Annotated in this window: 1 protein-coding gene and 1 pseudogene; both read right to left on the bottom strand. The window is 53.6% G+C overall.

What is annotated here, in order from left to right:
• The coding region (locus I6F37_RS46915) for a zinc-ribbon domain containing protein (RefSeq protein ID WP_225154790.1) at positions 1 to 149 on the bottom strand (149 nt) is incomplete at its 3' end.
• Positions 150 to 221: 72 nt separating this feature from the next.
• A pseudogene (locus I6F37_RS42740) lies at positions 222 to 405 on the bottom strand (histone deacetylase family protein); the annotation flags it as partial.

The following is a 405-nucleotide window of genomic DNA, read 5'->3' as shown; positions in this document are numbered from 1 at the left end:
GCATCATCCCGCTGGGCCGCCTTTTTCGAGCGGCATTTCGGACACCGCTGCGGCGGCATCATATTTCGCTGATAAAATAGATCCTGCTCTTTCTCGCTGAAAAAAAAGATCTCTTTACATTGCACGCATGGGATCTCGGAATCGGGCATAACGGTGACCTCGTCATTTCTGGAACGCCTGGGGATGTTTGAATTGAGTCGTTAGTTTAGCACACGCCAGGCTCAGCGATTGAGTTCTGCGACGTGGTTTCTTACCGTCTCACCGAGAGAGTTGAGATCGTAACCGCCCTCGAGACACGAAACGACTCGCCCTCCGCAGACTTCGTCGGCCCAATCCATCACGCTGCGCGCCATCGATACGAAATCGCGGTCTTCCAAAAGCAGCTGTCCCAGCGGATCGTTAAGA

The organism is Bradyrhizobium sp. NBAIM08 (assembly GCF_020193935.1).
Classification (GTDB): Bacteria; Pseudomonadota; Alphaproteobacteria; order Rhizobiales; family Xanthobacteraceae; genus Bradyrhizobium; species Bradyrhizobium yuanmingense.
The sequence above is the reverse complement of the archived record's forward strand: the minus strand, read 5'-3'. Positions and strand labels throughout refer to the sequence as shown.